Source organism: Microcoleus sp. AT9b-C3 (assembly GCF_036705485.1).
In the GTDB taxonomy this organism is placed as follows: domain Bacteria; phylum Cyanobacteriota; class Cyanobacteriia; order Cyanobacteriales; family Microcoleaceae; genus Microcoleus.
The window spans coordinates 91,511-106,626 of record NZ_JAUBUR010000014.1 but is presented as its reverse complement, the minus strand read 5'-3'; the positions used below and the strand labels follow the sequence as shown (position 1 = coordinate 106,626).

Annotated in this window: 15 protein-coding genes; 8 read left to right on the top strand and 7 right to left on the bottom strand. The window is 46.6% G+C overall.

What is annotated here, in order from left to right; translation table 11 throughout:
* The first annotated feature begins 98 nt into the window (after positions 1–98).
* Positions 99–1,430 (top strand): hypothetical protein, encoded by a 1,332-nt coding sequence (locus tag QUB77_RS15105; protein ID WP_333178267.1) that lies wholly within the window; start codon positions 99–101, stop codon positions 1,428–1,430.
* A gap of 38 nt (positions 1,431–1,468) precedes the next feature.
* Here the strand turns inward: QUB77_RS15105 and QUB77_RS15100 are convergent, their stop codons facing one another.
* Entirely contained in the window at positions 1,469–3,610 is a 2,142-nt protein-coding gene (locus QUB77_RS15100; protein WP_333178264.1) for a flavin-dependent dehydrogenase, read from the bottom strand.
* 193 nt (positions 3,611–3,803) lie between these two features.
* Between QUB77_RS15100 and QUB77_RS15095 the strand changes: the two genes are divergently transcribed.
* Entirely contained in the window at positions 3,804–4,037 is a 234-nt protein-coding gene (locus QUB77_RS15095) for a hypothetical protein (protein WP_190662685.1), read from the top strand.
* A gap of 162 nt (positions 4,038–4,199) precedes the next feature.
* Here the strand turns inward: QUB77_RS15095 and QUB77_RS15090 are convergent, their stop codons facing one another.
* Both QUB77_RS15090 and QUB77_RS15085 read right to left on the bottom strand, forming a co-directional pair.
* Positions 4,200–4,781, bottom strand: coding sequence for a hypothetical protein (locus QUB77_RS15090; RefSeq protein WP_333178262.1), 582 nt, complete (start codon positions 4,779–4,781; stop codon positions 4,200–4,202).
* Between the two features lie 141 nt (positions 4,782–4,922).
* A complete protein-coding gene (locus QUB77_RS15085) occupies positions 4,923–6,002 on the bottom strand; it encodes a M23 family metallopeptidase (RefSeq protein ID WP_333178260.1) in 1,080 nt (359 codons plus the stop codon).
* A 161-nt stretch (positions 6,003–6,163) separates the two neighbouring features.
* On the opposite strand from QUB77_RS15085, the gene QUB77_RS15080 reads away from it, so the two are divergent.
* Positions 6,164–6,865 (top strand): phosphatase PAP2 family protein, encoded by a 702-nt coding sequence (locus QUB77_RS15080; protein ID WP_333178257.1) that lies wholly within the window; start codon positions 6,164–6,166, stop codon positions 6,863–6,865.
* A 523-nt stretch (positions 6,866–7,388) separates the two neighbouring features.
* Here QUB77_RS15080 and QUB77_RS15075 read toward each other — a convergent pair.
* Positions 7,389–8,288 (bottom strand): aspartoacylase, encoded by a 900-nt coding sequence (locus QUB77_RS15075; RefSeq protein ID WP_333177259.1) that lies wholly within the window; start codon positions 8,286–8,288, stop codon positions 7,389–7,391.
* A gap of 265 nt (positions 8,289–8,553) precedes the next feature.
* Here QUB77_RS15075 and QUB77_RS15070 point away from each other — a divergent pair, with 265 nt between their 5' ends.
* The 5 genes from QUB77_RS15070 (at position 8,554) to QUB77_RS15050 (ending at position 10,521) form a co-directional block, all read left to right on the top strand.
* Positions 8,554–8,823, top strand: coding sequence for a hypothetical protein (locus QUB77_RS15070; protein WP_333177261.1), 270 nt, complete (start codon positions 8,554–8,556; stop codon positions 8,821–8,823).
* A gap of 66 nt (positions 8,824–8,889) precedes the next feature.
* Positions 8,890–9,402: a dihydrofolate reductase family protein gene (locus QUB77_RS15065; protein WP_333177263.1), complete on the top strand. Its 513-nt coding sequence runs from the start codon at positions 8,890–8,892 to the stop codon at positions 9,400–9,402.
* A 67-nt stretch (positions 9,403–9,469) separates the two neighbouring features.
* Complete coding sequence (locus QUB77_RS15060) at positions 9,470–9,886, top strand: XisH family protein (protein ID WP_006632859.1); 417 nt, start codon at positions 9,470–9,472, stop codon at positions 9,884–9,886.
* Positions 9,874–10,209 (top strand): XisI protein, encoded by a 336-nt coding sequence (locus tag QUB77_RS15055; protein WP_333177268.1) that lies wholly within the window; start codon positions 9,874–9,876, stop codon positions 10,207–10,209. The genes QUB77_RS15060 and QUB77_RS15055 overlap by 13 nt, the downstream gene beginning before the upstream one ends.
* A gap of 18 nt (positions 10,210–10,227) precedes the next feature.
* Positions 10,228–10,521: a hypothetical protein gene (locus tag QUB77_RS15050; RefSeq protein WP_333177270.1), complete on the top strand. Its 294-nt coding sequence runs from the start codon at positions 10,228–10,230 to the stop codon at positions 10,519–10,521.
* A gap of 83 nt (positions 10,522–10,604) precedes the next feature.
* Here QUB77_RS15050 and ileS read toward each other — a convergent pair whose 3' ends face one another.
* The 3 genes from ileS to QUB77_RS15035 form a co-directional block, all read right to left on the bottom strand.
* Positions 10,605–14,198, bottom strand: a complete 3,594-nt coding sequence (gene ileS / locus QUB77_RS15045) for an isoleucine--tRNA ligase (protein ID WP_333177274.1) — start codon at positions 14,196–14,198, stop codon at positions 10,605–10,607.
* A 145-nt stretch (positions 14,199–14,343) separates the two neighbouring features.
* On the bottom strand, positions 14,344–14,478 hold the full coding sequence (locus QUB77_RS15040; RefSeq protein WP_333177443.1) for a hypothetical protein: 135 nt from the start codon (positions 14,476–14,478) through the stop codon (positions 14,344–14,346).
* On the bottom strand, positions 14,463–15,026 hold the full coding sequence (locus QUB77_RS15035) for a Uma2 family endonuclease (RefSeq protein ID WP_333177277.1): 564 nt from the start codon (positions 15,024–15,026) through the stop codon (positions 14,463–14,465). Before QUB77_RS15035 ends, QUB77_RS15040 begins: the two co-directional genes overlap by 16 nt.
* Positions 15,027–15,116: the final 90 nt, after the last annotated feature.

Below are 15,116 nucleotides of genomic sequence, written 5' to 3'. Positions count from 1 at the left end.
CGGAAAAATGCCAAAAACTATCACTGAGGGGCTTCCTTCGGGAGAATATCTAAGGATAGACTGTATCTGAGACCCTGTGAGTATTGGGATAAAAAGCCATGTCAGAAGCTGATCTTCGAGCCCATCAGCACCAACCGTACCCTGCTGTTCCATCCGATACCGAACCATTGCAGTCAGATTTTGCTGCTGCTGGGGGTTTTGAGCCGATCGCCCCCGATGCGACAGACCCTCCCGCAACGGTTCCCCAACAGCCAGAAGAAGACTGGCAAACAGTAGATTTTCCCAACGCCATCAGCGTAGATGCAATTCCCACAACACCTGAAACAAAAAAGTCGCAATCTCCGACACAGCCGACTGAGGCGGGCTCGCCCCCGATTTCAGACAATCTAAAAAATATGCTTGGGAATGCCGAACAGGCCAAGGGCAAAGGATCGACCCCAGTCACCCTCATGCAAGCGCTGCACGAATGCAACCGCGACCTTTTACAGCGCATCGCCCAGCTAGAAACAGCTCTCGAAGAGTCCCAAAAAACATTGCAGAATCGCGAAACTTTGCTAGAACAGCGGACTGCAGAACTCGAAAATACTCAAGAACAATTGACGCGACTGTTTGGCAAAGTGGAAGTTTCCCATCAAACCCTCCAAAGTCAAGAAATTTTAGTCGAAAGTTTAAGAAGTCAGTTGGCAACCAGCCAACTCAGGCTAGCGACTGTTGAGCGAGAATGCGCGTCTACTGTGCAGCGCTACAACGAACAGTTACAGCAGTTAGTAGCCACAGAAAATATTTGCAGGGAATTGCGAGCCCGCTTGCACCGCCAGCAGCGCCACACTCTGCAATTCAAAGCTGCCTTGGAAAGAAGTTTGGACAGGCCACAGGTAAAGTCGCCGAAGATCGAGTCGCCTGACAATAATCTGGACACCGCCAGCGCACAATTAGAATCTTTGCTCGCGGCGGTCAAAAGCTCTCAGATGCCGGTGCCGCCAGCCTTCAACGCTTCCCCTGTCCAACCTTGGTCGGAACCAGAAGAGCTTCCAGAGGTAGCGCCTGCTGCCGGGGCGATCGAGCCTGAATCCCCGGCCCCTCTAGAACTCAACAAATTAGCCGAAGTATCCGCCATTCAATTACAGAAGAGCGAAACCTACCAACCTGATGAGCCGGCAACTGACTCGGCCGAACCGGTTGCGGAACCTGAACTGCCGGTGGCTGAGTCTGAACCCGAAACTGCTACCAATGTGGAGGCCCCAGAATTGGCTAGGGCTTTTCAAATTTTGAACTCTGTTGAAACCTTTGGCATTCAAGAAGTGCGATCGAGTGTGGCAAAACCTACAGCAGTCGCCCAACCAGACTGGCTGAGCTTGATTGCCAGTCCGCTGCGGGCTTCTAAAAAACGTCGATCGCTAGCTGAAATTGAATTGCCGAGTTTTCGATAGCGAACTGAAGTTGCTAGTTTAGAGTCAAAACTCAAAACTCAACACTCTTTTCTCCCCTTTCCCATGCCGTAGGTGAGAGCATAGCTGGTAGCCAACAGCCACAGCCAAACAGCCGGATATCGGGGCTCCAACCAAGGCTGTACCCTGCGGGCGAAGCTGGGAAGCCATCCGAACAGCAAACTGGCCAAAGCCAGCAGAGTAAAATTCAAGTAACTTCCCAGCCAGCGCCAAATATCCCTCAAGGTGACAAAATCTAAAATCCACATTAGGAGAGAAGGGTTTTTTCCGGCTGCTTCGAGCGCCAGCCGATTGAAAGTTAGCCAGTCGATTCTGTCTTTAATAAAAGTTTCGGCTACGGTGAGTTTTTGTGCTGCCAAAATACCGAAAAAGGTATTGAGAATTGAATTAATTCTTTGAGGCGGCAAACTGCTGCCGGTAGGAACCATCATGCCTTTAGAAAATAGCCATGTTACTGAAACATTGCTCTGGTATGCGCGAATTTGGTTTAAGTGATTTGCCGTCAACAAATTGTGCTTTAAAGCAGTATCCAAAAGGTCTGTTAAGCGGAAAAGATTGCGGACGAGGGAGCCGAAACCGGTGAAAACGAGGGGAGATTGCAAGGATGCTGCGTCGCCGATCGAGATTAGGCGATCGATCGCCACGGAGCGATCGCTGCTGTTGCTGCTAAAATGCCCCGGAATATAACCAAAGGTCGGTTTTTTCCACACCAATTTATCGACATCGCAGCGGCGGTATTCCGGCAAAATTGCGAAAAAATCCTCGTACATTTCCAGCAAAGAACCGGGATTCTCTGGATGTACTTGGTGGTAGTGAAATAGATAAACTGTCAATTCTGTGCCGGCGCCGGGAAACAACTCCCAGATTAGCTGGCGCCCGCGAGAAATGTCCCCGTGAGTGTAGAGCACATCCCCGTACTCGGAATCCCACACTCCCGGCTCAAATCCTGCGTCGATGACTGCTCCCACTGTCGGACAAACGCTGTCAAAAGTCCGCCCTTCGTTCAATTGCCAAGCGATGGGAGAAGCCGAACCCATTGCATCCACCAGCAGCCGTCCTAATGCAGTGCGATCGGCTTTTGTCGGCAAGTGGCGGCCCTGAAATACTACTTTTTCCGCTTCAACATCGGCTCTGAGAAACTCAGTTTCGTCCCAGATTTCCCCACCCGCTTCTGTTAGCTTAACTCCCGCTAAATTCAGCAATTTCTCTCCGTCCAAAGCTACATTGAGTACCTTTGGTGTGTGCAGAACTGGCGCTTTAGCCACGGGTGGATTGTTAGCATCAAAAAACTTGTTGTAGCCATCTTTGTATTCTCTGGCAATCAAAGTTTCGATTTCAGCAGCAGTAAATAAACCCAAATCAATTAAGCTTTGAATTTCATCCCGCGAAATATTCCACTCGCGATTCATTCTCCCGAAAGGCATTCGCTCAACTAGCAGCACCCGGTAGCCCAATCTCGCCATGACTGCGGCGTGAATCACTCCCAAGGCCCCGCCAATATAAATTAAGTCATAAAAAGTATCGCCAGAATCAGACACCAAAATTGTGCCTTCGGCCTTCTCCCCTGTTCCCTCTTCCTTCTTCCCCCTTCCCTCTTCCTTCAAAAACACTACTTGTTTTGGCTTTTGAGGATTGCGAGTGCTTTCGCGCCAACGTTGCTCCCACCAGTAGACGCGCTTGAGGTCGTATTCGCCTTGAGGCATTTTTTGGAAGTATTTGACGGTGAGCGGGTAATAGGGGGCAAGAGCCTCAAAAATTGACTGTTTGGAGAGGTCTATGACAGGGGGTTCTGGGTAGCGATCGGGAAACTTGTTTTTCACAGCAAGATTCAGATTTTCCAGGAACTTTTTTTCTCCCGCAGGCGCCTCTTCTAGACGAAAGACTTTTAAATAAGTGGTGCGCTGCAGTGACCAGACAAAGGTGGAAAGTTCTGTCGATCGCCAATTTTGGTTTCCTGAATTGGTGTCAGCCAAGGCGGGTTTAAGATTGGCATTTTGAGTTCCAGACTTGAGAACCTCGGCTGTTGTGGCTGGTGAAAGCAGTCGAAAGCCGTCAGCAGTAATAATTTTTTCTCCGATTCCGGGATCGAATTCGTGCTGCAACCAAGTGCAGACGGCTGCTGTATCCGGTGTCGGGACTTCTAGATAAAGAATTTCTTGCATGATTAGGCTCTCAATTCTGAATAAATTAATAAAGATGGGGGAGTTGACAAGGGAGCAAAGTAGGCTATACTCCCGAATACTTATTGAGTTTTAAATAAGTTTACAATGTTCTCAGATTTTTAGGTTTTCGATCGCTCTTGCTCTCGGTTGGCCCGCAGTGGCTGAATATCTACTCCTTTCGGTATGCACTTCTATGAATTATCCCATTCCTACGAATCCTCAAGAAATGATTGCTTTGCGACAGCAGCCGCTGAACGAAGAATTGGTGGCGTCGGCGATCGCGGGTGTGATTCAAATAGCTCGATCGCGATCTCAGTCTTTGGATGAATTAAAGGCTGAGGTACTCGCCGACGACAATCTGCTCGATTTTGCTCAGAGGCTATGGCTGAGCGACATTGTGGCTCAAGCTTGGAACAATTTGCCCTAAATTTTCCACATCCAAAGTATTCTTCCCAACGTGATCGAGCCGGCGACAATAAGCTGATGACAGCTAGATTGTCCCGGAGAATTTTTGATATTGTAAAAATTATGGTTAAGTCATTGTTAAATTTATCAATATTGAGCAAATTTCATAAATTGGCTCCCAGTTTCATAGGTTAGCTGCCTCGATTAAATATTTTAAGATGCCAATAATTTTACTAATATTATCAATAAAATAATCATTTAAATCAACTTCCATAATTTGATTATTAAGCCGTAAAAATTTCCAATTTGTCCCTGTTGTAACCACTCCATATATTTCGGAAATATTATTGTTTTTTCTTTCATTAAATATTTGAGCGGCAATCATTTCTGCCATACATTGTGGAAGCCCAGCTTGGATATTATCATTTTTAGCTTCTACTAAGGCGACAACAGGGGCTTTGATTAGCAGTTGTTCGGGAGAACGACTAATCATAAAATCACAGAAACCCGTTAATCCTTTTTCTAAATCTACATTAAACTCTTTTCCTGAAAAAAAGCTAATTTGATACTTAAACTGCTTTCTAAGTTCTACTAAAATAGGTGTAACAATTAATTCGGAGCGAGCTTTTTCAGTATTAATTGCTAAAGCCAAAGAAATGTTTTCTTGCAGAGTTTGGCTGAGAAGATCGCTATACTCTGCTTCAGGTAAATCGGCAAAAATACCAACTTTGTCAGCAATGGTTATGCCAAAGTTGGTTTCAATCATTTCTAAGTTTGTGAATTGGCTGTATGACATTTTTATTATAAGACCAGGAAAAGTTGACCATCAAAAATGAAAAAATATTTTTGTTATTTTAACATATTTGATGCTCATTTTCAAAGGAATTTGGTATGAGTAACTTGGCGACTAACGCAACTCAACTTCTCGCTTGACTTCTGCCAAAACTCGATCGCCCCGCGTCAACCGATATTCTGCCCGCCAAACTCCGGGAATCAGAGGAGAATTTGTACTGTTTCTTTTGCCGACATAACCCAACCAAGTACGGCTGGGGGCTTTAATTTCATTGGTCTGGTCAGCGATGGTTGTGCCGTTGGGTGCAAATAATTTGTATTGTTCGCGATCGCCCTTGAGCACTCCGTAACTTTGCACCCAAAACAACAAAGCTGGACTGTTTGCAGGCAGTTGAGTCTCGGAAAATTGTCCGGCCCAAACAGTGTTTTCGTCTGGCGGCCGATCTGCAAAACCGGCGCGGATTAAACCTGTGGAAATATAGTTGATCGGCTTGTCCCAAATTGGATTGCGGGCGATGTTGCAGCCTAACTTCGCGTCGGGCCCGACAAAGGGATCTACGGGTTTGCCTTGATAGCGAAAAGTTACGTGTACGTGGGGGAAAGAGGCCATCCCAGAGTTTCCCACCATGCCCAAAACTGTGCCTTTTTGTACCTGCGTACCCGGTTTGACGGCAACGCTGCCTTTGCGGAGGTGGCAGTATTGGGCTTCCCAACCACCGCCGTGGTCGATTACCATGCCGTTGCCACATTCTGTGCCTGCGATGCTGGCTTTGTCTGTATCGTTTTGTAAACGCCGATCGACCACACCATCTCGTGCTCGCAAAACTTTGCCTGCAGCGGAGGCAATAACTGGAACTCCTTTTGCCATTGCTTTGGCGTCGGGAATGGCAAAGTCTGTGCCGTCGTGGCCGTCGTAGGTTTGGCGCCCGCAGCCAAAATCGACGGCGGCGGGGCCGGGTTCTCGATCGAAATACAGCAATACAAAACAGTCTTTGCCTAGGGTACAGTCGATCGGCTGGCCGAATTGTGGCTTGTTGGGCTTTTGGGCGACTGCGGTCGAAACGAGACGCTGGGCGATCGTGTGGGCTTCGGCGATCGGCGCACTTACCCCCCTGTTGTTAGCACAACTATAAATACTTGTCAACCCAAAGGTCAACAAAATTGCAGAAATGTATTTTTTTGATAGTATAGTCATTCGCCGGTTGGATGTAAAAGCTGAGGTGGGTAGTGAAAAATCAATTAATGATTCAGAATAAAGTTGCTCAAGAATCTAGACGATGGGTAAGGCTTTTTCGTTTCCGATAGTTGTTGTATTATTTTCAGTTGAAACTTTTAAAAGTTTAAATTACTTAAAAAATGCGCTCTAAAATTCGATCGCTCATTTCGATAATTCGGCTGGCCGGGCTTGCTGTTGCGGCTTTGGCGATGTGGGGATTTGCCACTATTGCCGAAGAGGTGTTGGAAAAAGAAAGTTACGCTTTCGATACCTCTATTTTACTAGCTCTGAGGAAATTGCACACTCCGTTGCGCGATCAAATAATGCTGGGCTTTACCTTTTTGGGCGAGCCCAAGTTGCTGCTAGTGATTTGTCTGATTTTGGGTATTCTTTTGCTAGGGCGCAACCACCGCTCGGAAGCCGCCACTATTGCGTTCGCCGGTGGGGGAGCGATCGGTTTAAATTTACTGTTAAAAAAACTTTTTGCCCGCGATCGACCTCAACTTTGGGAGCACGTTGTTAATGTAACATTTTACAGTTTTCCTAGCGGACACGCGATGATTTCAATGGTTATTTACGGTTTGCTAGGATATTTTTTGGGTACACGCTTTCCCAAGCAGCGCTGGTCGATTTACAGCTTGACAGTTGTATTAATTGCTGCTATTGGTTTGAGCCGGCTTTACCTAGGAGTTCACTGGCCTACGGATGTTATTGCCGGTTATACGGCTGGTTTGGTGTGGCTGATTACCTGTATTATCACTTTGGAAATATGGAAGGAATTGCGTTCTTTGACTACGGCTTCTAAAGAGGAGTTTTTGTCACCTGAAAATTCTCAAGAATAATTTTTAATTTTCTACTGGAGACTGACCAGGAATTTCAAAGGTGGTACCCGCCACGTGATTTATCCGTGGAATCAATCCCAAATCGAAAATCGAAAATCCTCAAGCCCCCGGATTTATCCGTGGGGTCGCCTCTAAAATCTAAAATCTAAAATCGCGCAATCGATTGATGGTACCCGCCACGTGATTTATCCGTGGAATCAATCCCAAATCGAAAATCGAAAATCCTCAAGCCCCCGGATTTATCCGTGGGGTCGCCTCTAAAATCTAAAATCTAAAATCGCGCAATCGATTGATGGTACCCGCCACGTGATTTATCCGTGGAATCAATCCCAAATCGAAAATCGAAAATCCTCAAGCCCCCGGATTTATCCGTGGGGTCGCCTCTAAAATCTAAAATCTAAAATCGCGCAATCGATTGATGGTACCCGCCACGTGATTTATCCGTGGAATCAATCCCAAATCGAAAATCGAAAATCCTCAAGCCCCCGGATTTATCCGTGGGGTCGCCTCTAAAATCTAAAATCTAAAATCTAAAATCGCGCAATCGATTGACTATTTGCTTTTGGGTAAAACACATGGCAATTCCTTTTTCGTAATAAGCTGCCTCGTTAATGAAAATTGGATAAACTGTCGATTTACCTTCATACAATACCGACTCACCATCTAAGGTCAAAAACATCGGATCGCCGGGATTTAGGGCTTGATAATCTCTGAATTGCAGATGAGGATGAATCATTGCCTGAATTTCTCTGTTCTCGTTTCTGGGATAGTCGATCGCCCCAATGGTATGATAAATAGTCAGGCGATTCTTTGCAGCAGGCATTGTGCCTTGATTGTAGGCTTCTACGCCATCTAATATTGTGCCTAAAACTTGCTCAGTTTGCTGAAATAAAGACGCATCCAAGACGCCTTGCGGCACTGCACCAACTTCCAGCGTACCGCCCAATTCGGAAAGCGATCGCAGCAAAGGACTATCATGATTCTTGGTTGTAGAAGCGAGTACCTTGAGGTGGGGATACACAGAGCTTAAATAAGCTGCTAGTTGCAGGTTAAATGGATGATGGCTGGCGAGAATAAAAGTTAGCCCCATGTTGGACGTGGTGCTGTGCAAATCGATAATTAAGTTGGGCAGATGAGTGTTTTTTGAACTAAAAATGCGGTAGATTTCTTTCGCCCGCTGCGCTTCATAGCTGGAGAGATGGGGATTTTCTAAATCTTGCTTTCTAAAGCAGCGGTTGAGGTCGATATCGATGTAGCGTGTCCCGATTTCGCAAGCTTTGGGATTGGCTAGCAGGGTGATAGTTTCAAAAGTCGATCGCCCAATTAACTCTGGCGCGCGATCGAATTTCTTCACCAGGTAAATTCCTGTGAGTTCGTTTCCGTGGGTTCCTCCCACTATGGCAACACGTTTAATTTGATTCATAAACAAATAACTTCCTATGGCAAGCGTAGCACCCTTTGTCATCTCTTTGTAAAACAAACCTGAGAAACCAGGTTTCTTGGTGTATTTATCCTCACCCCACTAAAAGCTCGTAGAAACCCGGTTTCTCGCCCCATCGGTGAATCTCAGAAACCGGGTTTCTCTCGATATTTATCGTCACCCAACTAAAAGCTCGTAGAAACCCGGTTTCTCGCCTCGATGCCAAAAATTCCTGTCACAAAATCAATCCTACCGAGAGACAAAGGGCATGACGCGAGAGGAAGCAGTGGGGCGAATTGACCAAGCAGCCGAGGAAAAATTGACGGAACTTGATTTGGCGGGGCGGGGCTTGGAGGAATTGCCGCCGGAGATTGGCAAGTGCACGCAGCTTGAGACGTTGGTGTTGGGAAACTTCGATATTGTAGCGACGGCGACTGCGATCGGAGTTGGCATCGCTGGCGTGACTGATTTTGCTAATACGGCGATCGACCTCGGTCAAAAGCTGGGTATCGAACTCAATTTACCGTCAGGACGCTAAATCATTTAAAATTAAGGTGAGTGGGGCGATCGTCGCCCCAATAGCCCCAAAAACCTCGGTGTTGCCATGCGAAAAATTGTATTATACATTGCATCTAGTTTGGACGGTTATATCGCCCGCTCGAATGGCGATATTGACTGGCTGTTTACAGACCAAAATTACGGTTATACTAAATTCGTAGATAGCATCGATACGGTGCTCATTGGCCGAAAAACTTACGACCAAGTTCTAACTTTTGGCGAGTATCCGTACCAGGAAAAAAAGAGTTATGTTTTTACGAAAAATCTAGATTTTCAAGCCACTTCTGATGTCGAAGTGGTAACAGATTTAGAGAACTTTGTCAATGATTTGCGCTTGCTTGACGGCAAAAATATTTGGTTGGTGGGAGGTGCTCTGCTGATTCGCGATTTCCTCAATCAAAACTTTGTCAACGAGGTTATTCTCTCGGTGCACCCACTTATTTTAGGCGAGGGAATCCCTTTATTTGTTAATCCCATAAATACTACAGCTTTGCAGTTAACTGGATGTCAGACATATAGTTCTGGTATGGTTCAGCTATCTTACGATGTCGCCACTTGAGGGCGATCGCAGCAGCTTGCGCGCTTTGGCTGCTATAAGAGAGATATAGAAGCTGTATGAGGGAGAAATGGCTGCTAGAGATTTATTTCACGATGCTGTAAAAAAAGCGCTTCAGAAGGAGGAGTGGGAAATCACCGCAGATCCGCTGGTCGTCAAAATTCAGGGTGTTAAGTTTGAGATTGATTTAGCTGCAGAGAAGATTTTGGCGGCGGAAAAATTAGGGCAAAAAATTGCTGTTGAAATTAAAAGCTTTCTCAACAACTCTGCAATTACTGACTTTCATCTCGCCTTGGGTCAATTTTTGAATTATCGGCTTGCCTTACAAATCAAAGAACCGGACAGAACACTGTATCTAGCAGTACCCTTTGATACTTTTGACTCGTTTTTTCAAGAGCCATTTATACAAGAAGCGGTCAATGTGTATCAACTTAAACTCGTCGTTTACGATCCGCAAAAAGAGGTAATTGTGGAATGGAAAGAGTAGAGCATTACCGCCAATGTATCCGCAAATTGCTAACTCAACAAGCAAGGAGAGAAAAGCCTAATTCAGACGTTGAATGCCAGCTTGTTTTTGATGGGGAACATGACCACTATCAGTTACTAGATGTTGGCTGGGAGGGGCTAAAGCGGATATACAACTGTTTCATTCATTTGGATATCAAGGATAGCAAAATTTGGATTCAGCGCAATATGACAGAAGTGGATATTGCACGGAAATTTGTCGAGATGGGGGTGTCTGAGGAGGATATTGTGTTGGGGTTGCATCCGCCTTACAAGCGTCCGCATACTGGGTTCGGAGTAGGGTAAAGGAAAATGCGATCGCAGATGAGGAAATGTGTTTGCTGCTTGTTGCTATTAATATCTTTTTTCTGGGCGCTTTCTGCTGAGGCATCTGTATGCCGCAATTATCAAGGAAGCGAGATTTGCATTGTCGATATCAAACGCAGTGCGAAAAACTATTGGGAATACAGGGTAATTCTGAGTGTTGATGGAGTTAAACAGCCTCTGGAAGTCTACAATTGCCGCGATCGCACTACAGTTAAGAAAGATGGAACCGTTTTGGCGTTTGGACAAAACAACCCTGGCGAAATCGTCTGCCGTTTTTTTAATCAGAAATAAGCAAATGAAGTTATTGTAAGGTGCGCTTCGGGGTGAATGTGGCTACCACAAACTCAAGAATTTTTCCCGAAGCGCACCCTACGTTAGAATTTGCCGTCAACTGCTGAAACGCAGCGTTCGCAAATTAGCGGATGTTCGATCGACTCTCCGACGTGAGTCGAGTAATTCCAGCAACGATCGCACTTTTCCCCGTCTGCTTTCACTACACCAATCGCCAACTCGGGAGACTGATAGCTGTACGGCAATTCTTGCATGATTGCATTCGATTCTACCAGTTCAACTTCCGAAGTAATGAACAAATACCGCAGTTCGTCTACACCCTTGCCGGTCATTGTAGAATCGTGCCCTGCAGCTATGGAAGCAGGAATTTCTGGTTTGGGTTCGATCGCAACTAATTCTGCTTCCTGGATTTGGGGTGTTTCTACAAACACTTTTTCGGCTGGGGCTGTTTGTGCGATCGCCCCTGTTTCTACAAGCACAAGCGCTGTATCTAATGCCGGTGCGAGGACGATCGCCTTTGTTTCTGCAAGTACAAGCGCTGTACTCCTGCCCACCACATCTGCTGTCAGGAAATCAATTTGTTCTGCAATTTTTTGACGGTTGGTGGCAAACAGCAAGTGACGGAAAGCAAACCAGATTGTAAATAAGATGCCGATGACTTCAAAGAGGCCTCCCAAGATCGGAATCTGATTCATCGTATCCAAAATCGCCAGCGTTACTCTGCCCGTTACTAACACAGAGGCTAACAGCCCAAGTGTTACCAGCGCTTGTTGGTATTCTGTAAAAAAGTTGCCCGCGTATTCAGGCAAATTAGCCACAAACTCGGCGGCTCGATCTAAGATTGGCTGCGAATCTGAAGCCGACAGTTCAGGGACAGAATACTGTATTATCTCAGAAGATCGATCGCCCTTTTCTGCGATCGTTTCCTCCTCTACATAAACTGTGTTTTCTGTCAATACTTTGGCAACTTTTGCTGCCTCTTCTTCCTGTTTATCTTGTGCTGCTTTTGCCTTCTCCTCTGCTGCTAACTCGATGACTGAATTTTGCGATCGCACATAATCCACCAATTCTTCGGTGCTGGGATTCAAAGCTTGCAATTGCTCTCTTTTCTCAACATCGGGAACGTACAATAAAACCTTAGCTTCCAAAGAAGAACCGATCGCCTTTTCCATCCGGGCTTTTTCCAAAACCTTGTTAACTTCGCCGCGCACTTGTCGCAAATACTGCCAGCGAGTAGCCAATTCTGGATTGTGCCATGAAGCATCCATTTGCACCCAGCCGGCTTCAAACACGGACTTGTAGGGAGTCGGATAGGGAAGGTACTGCCAAATATCCTCAGCCATGTGACACAAAACAGGTGCGATCGCCCGTGCTAAATTCTCCACAGCAATTGCAATCACCGTCTGACAACTGCGGCGGCGAAGGGTATCTGTCGCGCTGATGTAAAGTCTGTCTTTGGCAATATCCAAGTAAAAATTCGATAAATCCACCGTGCAGAAATTCTGTACAGTTTGGAAGAATCGGGAAAATTGGAAGCTTTCAAAAGCATCTTGGACTTCCGCAAAAACCTCGCCCATTCTATGCAGCATATAGCGATCGAGTTCCGGCAATTCCTCGTAAGCAACGGCATCTTTTGCCGGATCGAAGTCGTGCAAATTGCCCAGCAAAAACTTAGCTGTATTGCGAATTTTGCGGTAAACATCCGACTGCTGTTTGAGAATATTTTTGCCCAAAGGCACGTCTGCCGAGTAGTCTACCGAAGACACCCACAACCGCAAAACATCGGCTCCATATTCCTTAATTACGACGGCCGGATCGACGACATTTTCTTCAGATTTGCTCATCTTGCGGCCTTTTTCATCCAGCACAAAACCGTGAGTCAAAACTGTTTTGTAAGGAGCAACGCCGTTTGTTGCTACACTGGTCAGCAAGCTCGATTGAAACCAGCCGCGGTGTTGGTCTGAACCTTCCAAATAGATATCAGCAGGATAGTTTAATTCCGATCGACCTTTGGCAACTGCGGCCCAGGAAGAACCAGAGTCAAACCACACATCCATCGTGTCGGTTCCCTTGCGGTAAGTGCGGCCTCTGTTGCGGTAAGATTCCGGCAGCAATTCATCGATCGACAATTCCCACCAAGCATCCGAACCGCGTTCGGCAAATATGGCTTGCACGTGGGCGATCGTTTCTTCATTTAACAGCGGTTCGTTGGTTTCTTCGTCGTAGAACACGGGAATCGGAACGCCCCAAGTTCGCTGGCGAGAAATACACCAATCCGATCGATCGCCAACCATTGCAGTAATCCGATTTTCCCCTTGGGCGGGAATCCAATTCACCTCGGCGATCGCTTTTAAAGCTTCATCTCGGAACCCTTCAACCGAGGCAAACCACTGTTCCGTCGCCCGAAAAATGGTCGGCTTTTTCGTGCGCCAATCGTAAGGATAAGAGTGAGCGTAACTTTCCTCTTTAATCAAACAATTGGCTTCGGCAAGGGCATCAATCACTGCGGCATTGCCATTTCCGAGGACATTTAAACCTACAAACTGTCCGCCGGCTTCTGCGGTGAAATTTCCGTTCTCATCTACGGGTGTTAAAACTGGTAAACCGCAGCGTTTTCCTACTATAAAGTCTTCTTGTCCGTGACCGGGTGCGGTGTGCACTAATCCCGTCCCGGAATCAGCGGTAATGTAGTCGCCGCCGGCAACAATTGGACTTTCGCGATCGAACAGCGGGTGTTTGTAACTGCAACCTTCTAATTCTTTGCCTTTGAAGGTGGCAAGTATTTTTAATTGAGTGTTAAAAGTTGCCGACAGCCGATCGACCGCATCGACAGCTACTAACATAAATTGTTGTGCGATGTGGGAATTTGCCGGCGGTTCCACCACCGCATAAGTCAATTCGGGATTGACTGCGATCGCCAAGTTTGCCGGAATTGTCCAGGGGGTAGTCGTCCAAATCGCCGCCCAGAGGCTCGGCATATAGCGCTTGAGCTTCGTTTGCAAGGATTTTGACAATTTTTTCACATGGAAGCCGACGTAGATGCTGCGCGACGTGTGGCCTTCGGGATATTCCAATTCGGCTTCGGCGAGGGCTGTTTTCGAGCTCGGACTCCAGTGAACAGGTTTGAAGCCGCGGTAGATATAGCCTTTGAGCACCATTTGACCGAAAACGCCGATTTGAGCCGCTTCGTATTCGGGTTTCATGGTTAAATACGGGTGTTTCCAGTCGCCCCAAACGCCGTAGCGCTGGAAGGATTCGCGCTGCTGTTCCATTGTTTGCTGCGCGAAGGTGGCGGCTTTGTGGCGGAGTTCGATCGGCGTCAGATTTAGCCGCTCCTCGGATTTCATGTTCTGCAATACTTTAAGTTCGATCGGCAATCCGTGACAATCCCAACCGGGCACGTAGCGGACTTTTTTTCCGCGCAGCATTTGGTAGCGGTTGATAAAGTCTTTGAGGATTTTGTTGAGGGCGTGGCCGATGTGAAGTTGTCCGTTGGCGTAGGGTGGGCCGTCGTGCAGGATGAACAAATCGCCTGGGTTATTGTGGGATAGGCGATCGTAGATTTCTTGATCTGCCCAAAATTGTTGCAATTCTGGTTCCCGTTTGACGGCGTTGGCGCGCATATCAAACTTGGTTTTGGGCAGGTTTACCGTGTCTTTGTAAGATTTAGCTTCCATTTTTGAGAAACGTTTTATGTAGTTAGTTGTTAGTAGTTAGCGGTTATTTGAGAGATGATATCAAGTCCGGTTAAATAATCATAATTAAGTTAATAGTGATAACTTTAGTCCTCTCTCGTCCTTGAAGGGCTGACAACCAGATATTCTAGTATAAGCGATCGACCGCACATTTGAGCGAAGCAAATCCGTAGGGCGATCTCTCTTCTCCCTCCTCCGCGCCCTCTGCGCCCTCTGCGGTTAAATCATTCATAAACCGAGGTGGCGCTACTGAGTCAGCCAACTGAACATTTCACCGACAGTGAGATTAAAGGATTCGGCAAAGGTTGGAACGGGGATGCGATCGCCCGGTTCTTCAAAAACTGCTATGGTGCGATCGGCAAAATAGACAAATACCACTTCTTCTTCCGGGTCAATCAGCCAGCCCATCTGAGTCCCGTGGGCGAGACTGTGGAGAATGTTGCGGACGACTTTAGTTTGACTTTGGTCGGGGGAAAGAATTTCGATTGTCCAGTCGGGGGCGATGGCGAAAGTGTTGGCTACTTCGCCGTTTTCGTCGCGGGGAATGCGTTCCCAGGTAAAGACTGCAAGATCGGGTACTGTCGATCGACCGCCAAAGGTACAGCGCAATTCTGGATAGGCGCGGGCGATGCGTTGGGGTTTGAGTACCCGGTTGATTTCCGCACCCAAATAGCTTTGAATTGTGCTGTGTTTTCCTTGGGGCATAGGTTTCTGGATAATCTGACCGTCGATGAATTCGCTGGCGGGTTTGGTTTCCGACAGTTGGAGAAATTCATCGAGACTCAAAGGTTTAGAAGCGGTTTGAAGCATTATTTTTATTGGATTTAAGTTTAATTTGTATTAGTTAAGCGATCGTGCATTTAATTTATACTCACATCTTGCACCATTTTTAATAACAGG

Coding starts and splice junctions, on each gene's coding strand:
- QUB77_RS15105 (WP_333178267.1), top strand. CDS start 99: ATGTCAGAAGCTGATCTTCGAGCCCATCAGCACCAACCGTACCCTGCT.
- QUB77_RS15100 (WP_333178264.1), bottom strand. CDS start 3,610: ATGCAAGAAATTCTTTATCTAGAAGTCCCGACACCGGATACAGCAGCC.
- QUB77_RS15095 (WP_190662685.1), top strand. CDS start 3,804: ATGAATTATCCCATTCCTACGAATCCTCAAGAAATGATTGCTTTGCGA.
- QUB77_RS15090 (WP_333178262.1), bottom strand. CDS start 4,781: ATGATTGAAACCAACTTTGGCATAACCATTGCTGACAAAGTTGGTATT.
- QUB77_RS15085 (WP_333178260.1), bottom strand. CDS start 6,002: ATGACTATACTATCAAAAAAATACATTTCTGCAATTTTGTTGACCTTT.
- QUB77_RS15080 (WP_333178257.1), top strand. CDS start 6,164: ATGCGCTCTAAAATTCGATCGCTCATTTCGATAATTCGGCTGGCCGGG.
- QUB77_RS15075 (WP_333177259.1), bottom strand. CDS start 8,288: ATGAATCAAATTAAACGTGTTGCCATAGTGGGAGGAACCCACGGAAAC.
- QUB77_RS15070 (WP_333177261.1), top strand. CDS start 8,554: ATGACGCGAGAGGAAGCAGTGGGGCGAATTGACCAAGCAGCCGAGGAA.
- QUB77_RS15065 (WP_333177263.1), top strand. CDS start 8,890: ATGCGAAAAATTGTATTATACATTGCATCTAGTTTGGACGGTTATATC.
- QUB77_RS15060 (WP_006632859.1), top strand. CDS start 9,470: ATGGCTGCTAGAGATTTATTTCACGATGCTGTAAAAAAAGCGCTTCAG.
- QUB77_RS15055 (WP_333177268.1), top strand. CDS start 9,874: ATGGAAAGAGTAGAGCATTACCGCCAATGTATCCGCAAATTGCTAACT.
- QUB77_RS15050 (WP_333177270.1), top strand. CDS start 10,228: ATGAGGAAATGTGTTTGCTGCTTGTTGCTATTAATATCTTTTTTCTGG.
- ileS (WP_333177274.1), bottom strand. CDS start 14,198: ATGGAAGCTAAATCTTACAAAGACACGGTAAACCTGCCCAAAACCAAG.
- QUB77_RS15035 (WP_333177277.1), bottom strand. CDS start 15,026: ATGCTTCAAACCGCTTCTAAACCTTTGAGTCTCGATGAATTTCTCCAA.